General features: G+C 65.8%; 8 protein-coding genes. 1 reads left to right on the top strand and 7 read right to left on the bottom strand.

What is annotated here, in order from left to right:
- Positions 1 to 272 precede the first annotated feature (272 nt).
- On the bottom strand, positions 273 to 611 hold the full coding sequence (locus AZH51_RS08750) for a hypothetical protein (protein ID WP_291523316.1): 339 nt from the start codon (positions 609 to 611) through the stop codon (positions 273 to 275).
- 395 nt (positions 612 to 1,006) lie between these two features.
- On the opposite strand from AZH51_RS08750, the gene AZH51_RS08745 reads away from it, so the two are divergent.
- On the top strand, positions 1,007 to 1,522 hold the full coding sequence (locus AZH51_RS08745; protein ID WP_291523315.1) for a hypothetical protein: 516 nt from the start codon (positions 1,007 to 1,009) through the stop codon (positions 1,520 to 1,522).
- A 76-nt stretch (positions 1,523 to 1,598) separates the two neighbouring features.
- Here the strand turns inward: AZH51_RS08745 and AZH51_RS08740 are convergent, their stop codons facing one another.
- From AZH51_RS08740 to ssb, 6 genes are all read right to left on the bottom strand, one after another.
- Positions 1,599 to 2,279, bottom strand: coding sequence for a hypothetical protein (locus AZH51_RS08740; protein WP_291523313.1), 681 nt, complete (start codon positions 2,277 to 2,279; stop codon positions 1,599 to 1,601).
- A 79-nt stretch (positions 2,280 to 2,358) separates the two neighbouring features.
- Positions 2,359 to 5,724: a hypothetical protein gene (locus AZH51_RS08735; protein WP_291523312.1), complete on the bottom strand. Its 3,366-nt coding sequence runs from the start codon at positions 5,722 to 5,724 to the stop codon at positions 2,359 to 2,361.
- Between the two features lie 42 nt (positions 5,725 to 5,766).
- The gene (locus tag AZH51_RS08730) at positions 5,767 to 6,201 is read right to left on the bottom strand and encodes a hypothetical protein (protein WP_291523310.1); all 435 of its coding nucleotides are present in this window, start codon (positions 6,199 to 6,201) and stop codon (positions 5,767 to 5,769) included.
- A gap of 9 nt (positions 6,202 to 6,210) precedes the next feature.
- Positions 6,211 to 6,540, bottom strand: coding sequence for a hypothetical protein (locus AZH51_RS08725; protein ID WP_109684985.1), 330 nt, complete (start codon positions 6,538 to 6,540; stop codon positions 6,211 to 6,213).
- 148 nt (positions 6,541 to 6,688) lie between these two features.
- Positions 6,689 to 7,117, bottom strand: coding sequence for an HNH endonuclease (locus AZH51_RS08720; RefSeq protein ID WP_291523307.1), 429 nt, complete (start codon positions 7,115 to 7,117; stop codon positions 6,689 to 6,691).
- A gap of 77 nt (positions 7,118 to 7,194) precedes the next feature.
- Entirely contained in the window at positions 7,195 to 7,698 is a 504-nt protein-coding gene (gene ssb, locus AZH51_RS08715; RefSeq protein WP_291523304.1) for a single-stranded DNA-binding protein, read from the bottom strand.
- Positions 7,699 to 7,739 lie beyond the last annotated feature (41 nt).

Here is a 7,739-nt window from a genome sequence, read left to right as displayed (position 1 = left end):
GCGAACACACCACCTGGACCGTCCGCGAGACCCTCCGCAAGATCTACCTGGCATAACAGCGGGCAACCCGCCGCCAGCCTGTGGTGGAGCATAGGGGATTCGAACCCCTGACCTCTTCCATGCCATGAACGAGTCATCGCCGCTCTACCGCGCTATGCCGCGCTTTGTGGTGGTTCGGGAAACCGCTACAACCCTACCGATCGGCGCAGATATGCGGGGGTTTCGTGGGCGTTTCGTGGGGCTCGGCGATTTCCAAGGTAAAAGCCTCTTAACTATTTCGTGGGTCCAGACGCGCCCGCGACAGACCCCACGGCCACGGCCTGCTTCGCACCCAGCCGAGCCACGAGCTTGCCAAGCCGGGGCAGGACACCCGGCTCGATCACGTAGCGCAGCGGCTTCGTCGGAACCGGGCGAACCAAGCCGACGCGGGCCAGGATGCGGAGCTTCTCCGCGGCGTTCAAGTCGCCAGCGGTCAGACCTAGATCGCGAGGCAGCGCCGGTGCCTCGGCCTGTCGCAGGAGTTCAAGCAGCCGCAGGTTGCGGAACGTGAGCACGCGGGCCAGTTCGGCCAGGGCTGCCAGGTCCCCATGCTCAGCGTCGTCGATCAGCACAGCGCAGAGGCTCCCACAGCCGAGATCACAAGATCGGCTCTGTGCCAGTTTTGCGCCGTAGATCACTCCAAGAAGGGAAGCCGACCCGACCGCGCTCGGCGCGCCGCAGACCCATTGGTCCGAGCGGCAGGCAGGATTGCCGCGGCCACCCTCACCCCCAGGGGTGGTCGAAAGGAATGGTCATGCAATCGCTCGATCCGACGCTCCCAGCGACGAGCGGCGTCGCACCGTCAGGACAGCATAAACCAAGTCGACCGGGCCTCGCGTGGGAGCCCGGCGATGCCACGTCGCACCGTCCAGCGCATGGAGTGTCTACAACGGCCAGAAGCCGCCCAGCAGATGCCCCCAACCAACTAGGCCGGGCCGCGCGGTCCGCCCACGACCAGGGAGGACTGATGCTGACCATGAAGACGAGTGCCAAGTTGGCAGCAACGGCGTTGGCCGTCACTGCCAGCTTCTCGATGGCCGCGTGCAGCGGAGGCTCGGCCGGCGGCAGTGGTGGAAACCCGGGGTCTGGTGCCGGTGCATCGACAAAGGTCTCGTGGAAGTCGATCACCGACGATGCCAGCGCCGAGGCCGCTTGCCGGACGCTGACGGGAGTCACTGACGCCGCCAGCGCCGCTGCGGTCTACAAGGACCTGTCCGGCAAGGACGTGCCGTCCGGTGAGACCTTCGGTGTGGTTGTGGCGCAGCGCCCTGGCACGGCCACACTCCTGCAGTGCCAGGTTGGGACTACTCAACGTGGCTTCATCGTGTCTTTCGCGCCCGACAAGAGCGCGCATGACGGGACGACGTTCAACGGCGGGGTCACAGCCGAAGCCAACGGCTTCACCGCCGGGGCATGGCAGAACACCATGAGCCCGAGCGTGCAGAGCGTCATCCAGACGATGGTCAGCAGGCTGACCGCCTAGAAGCAGAGCCGCGCCGACAAGAGGCGGCGCACCAGGGACCAGTCCGGTGCGCCGCCTCTTGGGCCTCCGTGGTGGCTTAGTACGGGTTCATCTGGCTGACCTGGTTGGTGTTGATAGCACCCAGGTAGCTGGCGGAATCCTTCGTCCAGAACGCGGCGTCCTTGGTGGCCTTCGCCGTCTCCCGAGCAAGGCGCGCGGCTTCTTCCTCGGCCGCACGCTTCTTGGCGTTGTATTGGACGTCGTACTGGTCGAACTCGTACATCCGTGCAAAGTCAGCCAACGTCCCCTGTCGTCCGTCGCCAAGGACGAACGCTTGCTGCTCCAAGAGCGCAGCGTCCTCCTTATCTAGCTGCCACCGGAACGTCCACATGCCCCGCAGCCGGCACAGATCGCGTGACGAGACTGTGTATACGACTTGATCCTTTTCGCGCTCCTCCGCAACGGCCATGTCGCGGCCTTGCTTCCAGATCCGTCGCGCCTCGGCGATTTCCGGCGTCACACCGTCCGGGTACTTCTTCGACTTTGGTGCGTTCTGCGGCCACGGGTTCGCCTGCCCAAAGGCGGCGCTGGCGGCCCCTGCCTGCTGGTCCCTGTGCGCCAAGTAATTGTCGCCGAATGTCTCACAGTCCTCGTCGGTGATCGTGACCGACGCCCAAAACTGGACGTATTCGTCGACGTCCTTGATGCGTGGAGGGTGCCGGTAGGTGCCCCCCGCGTTGGGGCCGGACAACTCGATCGGAGATTCAGGACGGATCACAGCGCTGAACCTACCGCCGTTGGGGTCTCCGGCGGGGGCTCTCGGCTGTTCAACCACGGTCATCGCTCACCCATCTTGCTCATGCCCCATTGGTTGGCGGCACAGGGTTGTCATCGCCGCTCGGCGGCGTCAGCGGCTCGCGGGGTGCCCCGAACCGAGGACGAGACTGACGCCACGCGGCGCGGGTCGACGGTTCCTGAGCCGTAGGAACGTCACGCTGCGGGCTCGGGGCCTGCTGTGCGTCTTGCGGCAGCTCCGGCTGGCTCTGCTGGGCCGTCGCGGAGGGAACAGCAAGAGGTGGGTTCTGGACCTGCTGCGGGGCCGCCGTCACCGGAGTGTCAGAGGCCGGGTCGGCGTACTCGGCAGGCGCGCCGACCGTCGCCGGGACGTTGTCGGGCGGGTCCGTGAGATCGCCGACACCGGTACCGCTGGCGTCGGTGTCGTCACCCGGAAGGGCCGTCGCGTCGTCGCGCTGGGCGGCCGGTCCGACAACGACCTGCTCTGTGGTCGTACCTGATGTGTCCTTGGACTGCTCGCCCGGCAGCGGGTCGTCCCCGGCGGTACCTGGTGCATTGCTCTGGACGCCGCGCGCGCCCTGCTGTCCGGCGGCCGGTGCTGCCGGCAGGGGCGTCACCGGGGCTTGCTGCCCACCAGCGGCTTGCTGCTGTCGCTGCTGCGTGGCTTCCTCGGCGCGACGGGTTGCTTCCTTGTTGCGCTCGGACGCCTGACGGTTCATCGAGTCGAAGAACGCGTTCTTCTCGCGGTTGTCGAGCAGCTTGCGCGACTGACGGTGTGCCCGGCCACGGCGCGACAGGGTTGACCCTGCAGCCACCAGGCCCGCGGCGCCAGCCACAGCAAACGCCGCAGGCATCGCTGTGACGGCCCCGGCAGCGAGCCCCGCGGCACCAACGGCGGTCCAGGCTCCGCGACTGTGCAGCGTCGACTTCACCGGGTTGGAGCGTAGAGCTTGGATGGCACGCTGACGACGAGCGGCGAGCTCGTTGGCGACCTTCGCCTTCGCTCCCCCGGCGACCTCGTCGCGGCCCCCGTACCACTGGCGGCGCTGAGCGGCGCCCTCGCGACGCGATTTGCGCTGAGCCTTCGGGTCGTAGCGACGTTCGACGTTGCTGTGGTCGTATGCGCTGCTGGCGCTTGCACCGCCCGCAGCTGCTGCGCCAGAGGCTAGTTCGTCGTCCAAACTTCCGTCTCCGGTGCCAGCGACAGGTCGACCATTGCTGTCCAGGTCGTACCCTGCGGCGCCGGCACGCTCAGCGACCTCTGGGTCGACTCCCGCACCCGCAGACCCACCGGCCGCGTTGCCGTCGATCTCACGCGCCAGAGGGTCGGCACCACCGGAACGAGCAGAAGCACCCTGCGGGTTGGTGGTTCCTCCGGCCACGGTCGAGCCGCTGCCCGCGCCGCCCATGACGCCGCCAGCGTTGGCGTTGCGGCCCATGCCCGGCATCGCTTCCTTGCCACGCTGGAACAGTCCGGACACGCCTTCTGCCGCGGCGCCGCCGATCATGCCGGACGCAGCGCTGGACATGTACCCCTTGGCTCCGCGGACACTGAACGGGTCCGGTGCTTTGGCGATCTTCTTCCAGATCATCTTCATCGCCACGATCGCGATGATCGGGGCGGCCGACACCCACAGGACGTCGAAGAAGCCAGACAGCCCCATGGCGTCGCCGATGGACAGGATGAAGCTGGTCATCAAGATCATCACTGACAACGCCAAGCTGTAGCCGAAAGCGACGACGACGAAGCCGAGCGTCGTCTTGAAATAGCGCAGCGTCTGACTTTCACGGTGGATCGGCAAGATGTCGACGAGCAATACGAAGAACACGAACAAGCCGAACGCCAGTAGCAGCGTTTTGAGCACGAAGATCATCCCGGCCATCACCCCGAAGATGAACAGGTTGATGACGCTGAACATGGCATAGAGCATCGCCGCGGTGGACGCCGAACCCGTACTTGTGCCGTGCAGGACGTTGAGAAAGTCTCGCGGGTTGTTGCCACTGCTGATCGCGGCCGAACTGACGTCCTTCGTCCCAGTCTGGACAGCGCTGGCATCGTCCTGCCAGTTGAAGAACATGTCGTCTTTGCTGCCGGTGCCGTTGTAGAAGTCCAGGCACTGCTTGGCGTCCAGGGTCTTGGCGTCTGTGTGACTGTTAGACACCGTCTCCCAACCCGGCGCAACGGACCAGCTCTTGCCACCGTCACCGGTCTGGCAGGCAGCCCAGAAGACTGCCATCTCGTCCCATGTGGTGCCGTCGGCCGGTGCGAACGCCCACGACGTCGTCACGGTACTGGGCGCGCTCATCCCTTGCGCCGCCAGAAGCTCCGGAACTGAGACACCTGTCTTTGCGTCGTCGACCAGGGAGGATCCCGCGTTGACTTCAAGTCCTCGGCAGAAGCTGGCCCAACCGTAGTTGTTGTCAGTCCCATATTGGGCGCGCACGTAGCTGGACAACCCACTGAGTTGCCACATCGAGTCCATCGCCAAAGGCACAGCCGCTGACGACCTCAACGAGGCACTGGATCCGCCGAAACTCTTTTCGTACTGCGAACGCATGGCCGTCAAGTAGTTGATGCACGACGCGTCGTTCTGAGACGCAGAATCACGCGCGTTCTGGGTCGCGAAGCTGTTCGCGTAGGCGTTGTCGGCGATCGGTGCCGCGACCGCGCCAGAAACCCCGGACACGACGTTGCTGGCGGCGTTGACCATCCAGCCGGGGCTCATCGTGCCGAACTTGCCGGGAACCGTGCTCAGCGCGCCGTTCATCATGACGGCAAACAGGGCCAGGACCATCACCGGCTTGATGATCGCTCTGCCGAACTGCCCCGGCGACTGGCGTGCCCTCATCACGGCCATCGCGATCGCACCGATCAGCAGTAGCAGGACGATCGTGACGCCGCCGGCCGACCCGTCGCCCCACAACGTCTTGGCCAGTTCGCCAGCCTTGTTGTCGATGGTGTAGCCGATGCCGTCGGCGATGCAGAAGTTGTTCGACAACTCCACCAGCGATGTCGAGGCTTGCCACATCGCGTTGCCCACGCTGAGCATGGTGGAGTCGACTTGGTTGCGCTGCACCTTGTTGCTGATGTCACCCCAAGCGTCCGCGTCCAATCGGGAATGCAGGTTGGAAGTGACTGGAGCCCAACGGTTCACGGCCAGTAGGTCGCTGCTCGTGCTGCCGTCGCTACTGCCGCTGGATGAGCACACCGGGGCGGTCGCGCTTCCTTCGTCCGGCGAGATCGGGCGGAACGCCGGCAGGTAGGTAACCTCCTGTCCCGCAACGGTTCCGGTGCCGAGAGCCAACGTGCGGCTCGGCGCCGACGCGATTGCCGATGTGACACCGACCGTGCTCAGCACGACGGTGAAGACGACGGCGAACAGCGTCAGCCAGCGAGCGGCTCGACGGAACGCGTTGCGTGACAGCAAAGTCTGGTCCTTTGGTTGGTGCGGTGGGCTGGCTCTGGCTGGTTAGCCGAATACGGTCTCCGGCGTGGTGTGCTCCTGGGCTGCACTGAGCGCCTCAGCGCTGTCGTCGTACGCCGGCCGATTGGCTTGTCTCAGAACGTGCAGCCGGATGGTGCCGGGCGAGATTTCACGTCCGCACATGATGAAGCTGCCGCGGTTGGAGCGCTGGTAGTCCATGAGCGCGTGATAGCGCCGTAGCCGCATACCGTCTGCCGTGCGGGTCTCGACCAACCAGTAGATGAGCCCGTACGCGGCCAGCACCGGAACAACCACCCATATGCCCATCAGGGTGTATCCCCACGCGGTGATCGGCAGCATCGGAATCGACACGGCCAGCAACAGGTAGAAGGTGCGGCGCGGCATATCCCACCCCCGCCAGGTCATCCGGCGGTCTTCGGAGCGGCTCCGGGTCAACCCGGACAGGTCGTAGACGTACATCGCGGAGGCTCAGCCGCCCAGGACTGAGCCACCCCAGTTGATCGCGCCATCGGCCAGTTTCAGGAACAGCGGGAACAGCAACCCGGGAGCGGCAAACACACCGGCAGCCACCAGCGTCCACGCCAAGTGCTGTGCGTTGCCGCCGCCGCCGCGACGCCGATCCATCAGGTACTTGATGATCGCGAACGCGACCAGCGCCAACGCCACCAACGTCAGCAGCGTGCCGAGGTTCGGCACGGAACTGGTCAGCTTCGACCACACGCCGGACCAGGCACCGGACATGTTCGAGGTGGAACCTTCGGCCTGGATGGCCAGGGTCTGGACTTTGGTGATGCGCACGAGACTTCCTCCGTGTCGGTGGTCGGCCCCCTTTTTGCGGCCTCACTGACCTACATGGGCCAGGTCCGCAAACCCAGGGTCGAGTTACTGCTTTCCTCGCCTTGTTGGTTGGCGGGCACCACCGAGACGCGTCGCACCGATCGGCGGGCTAGCGGCGAGTGAGTCTGGGTTGTCCGTCCGGAAAGTAGGCGCGCCGACGAGCAGCCAACCGGTACAGGTACAACCGAGACGGTGTCTTGTTGGACTTGCGCAGGTTGTGGCGCGTGCAGAGCATCTGCAGGTTCTCCAACGTGGTCGGGCCGCCCTTGGAGTGCGGGACCAGGTGATCGCCGGCGGTCCCACGCGCCCGGCAACGAGGCAGCAGCAACGACTTGTGCTCGCATCGGCCACCGCACCACGCGGAGACGGTCGCTTTGTCCTGCTGGCTGAACACTCGCAACGGATCCCGCTGGTAACTGCGGTGCGACCGGACTCGACGGACTGCGCACGCCAGCACGATCGACACCACCAGCGCGGCGGCGCACCACAACGCGCCAGTCGTGTGCGGCCAGCGGTGCAGGAGGGAGTCAACGTTCACCGAGGCACGGTGCGACGCAAACCAACCGCGCCCGAGTGTTTCTCGGACGCGGTTGGCGACTGCGGGCTACCCTCCGATCAGAAGTCCTGCCCGCCGGCGTACGCGGGCTGCGGCGCTGCGACCGGCGCGGCCTGCTGAACGGGCTGCGGCTGCGCGTACTGCTGCCCAGCGGGAGCGGCCGAAGCCTGCTGGGCCTGTGCGTTTCCCGACGCGCCGCCCGCGGGGGCGTTACGGGTGATCGCGGCCGTGGCGTTCGCCAGAGACACTCCCACCGTCTCGGCGTCGATCTCGAAGTAGGTGATCTTGGCACCGTCCTTCTCGACGACGTTCGACTTCAACTTGCCGGTGACGATGACGGCGTTGCCCTTGCGCAGGGACGCGGCGACGTTCTCGCCGAGCTTGCGCCAGGCCGACACACGCAGGAAGACGGTGTCGCCGTCAACCCAGGCGCCCGAGTCCCGGTCGTACTTCCGGTCCGTGCTGGCCACCGTGAAGCTGGTGACGGCGACACCGGACTGCAGAAAGCGGGTCTCCGGGTCGCTGGTCAGGTTGCCGGCGATGGTGATGGTGTTGCTGCTCATTCGAGGATTCCTTTGGTAGAGGCACTGCACTTGGTCGGCGG

Origin of the sequence: Branchiibius sp. NY16-3462-2 (assembly GCF_001594145.1) — a bacterium.
Classification (GTDB): Bacteria; Actinomycetota; Actinomycetes; order Actinomycetales; family Dermatophilaceae; genus Branchiibius.
The sequence above is the reverse complement of the archived record's forward strand: the minus strand, read 5'-3'. Positions and strand labels throughout refer to the sequence as shown.

What these genes read in the sequence shown, in the direction of transcription:
- AZH51_RS08745 (WP_291523315.1), top strand. Translation starts at nt 1,007, where the DNA reads ATGCTGACCATGAAGACGAGTGCCAAGTTGGCAGCAACGGCGTTGGCC.
- AZH51_RS08730 (WP_291523310.1), bottom strand. Translation starts at nt 6,201, where the DNA reads ATGTACGTCTACGACCTGTCCGGGTTGACCCGGAGCCGCTCCGAAGAC.
- ssb (WP_291523304.1), bottom strand. Translation starts at nt 7,698, where the DNA reads ATGAGCAGCAACACCATCACCATCGCCGGCAACCTGACCAGCGACCCG.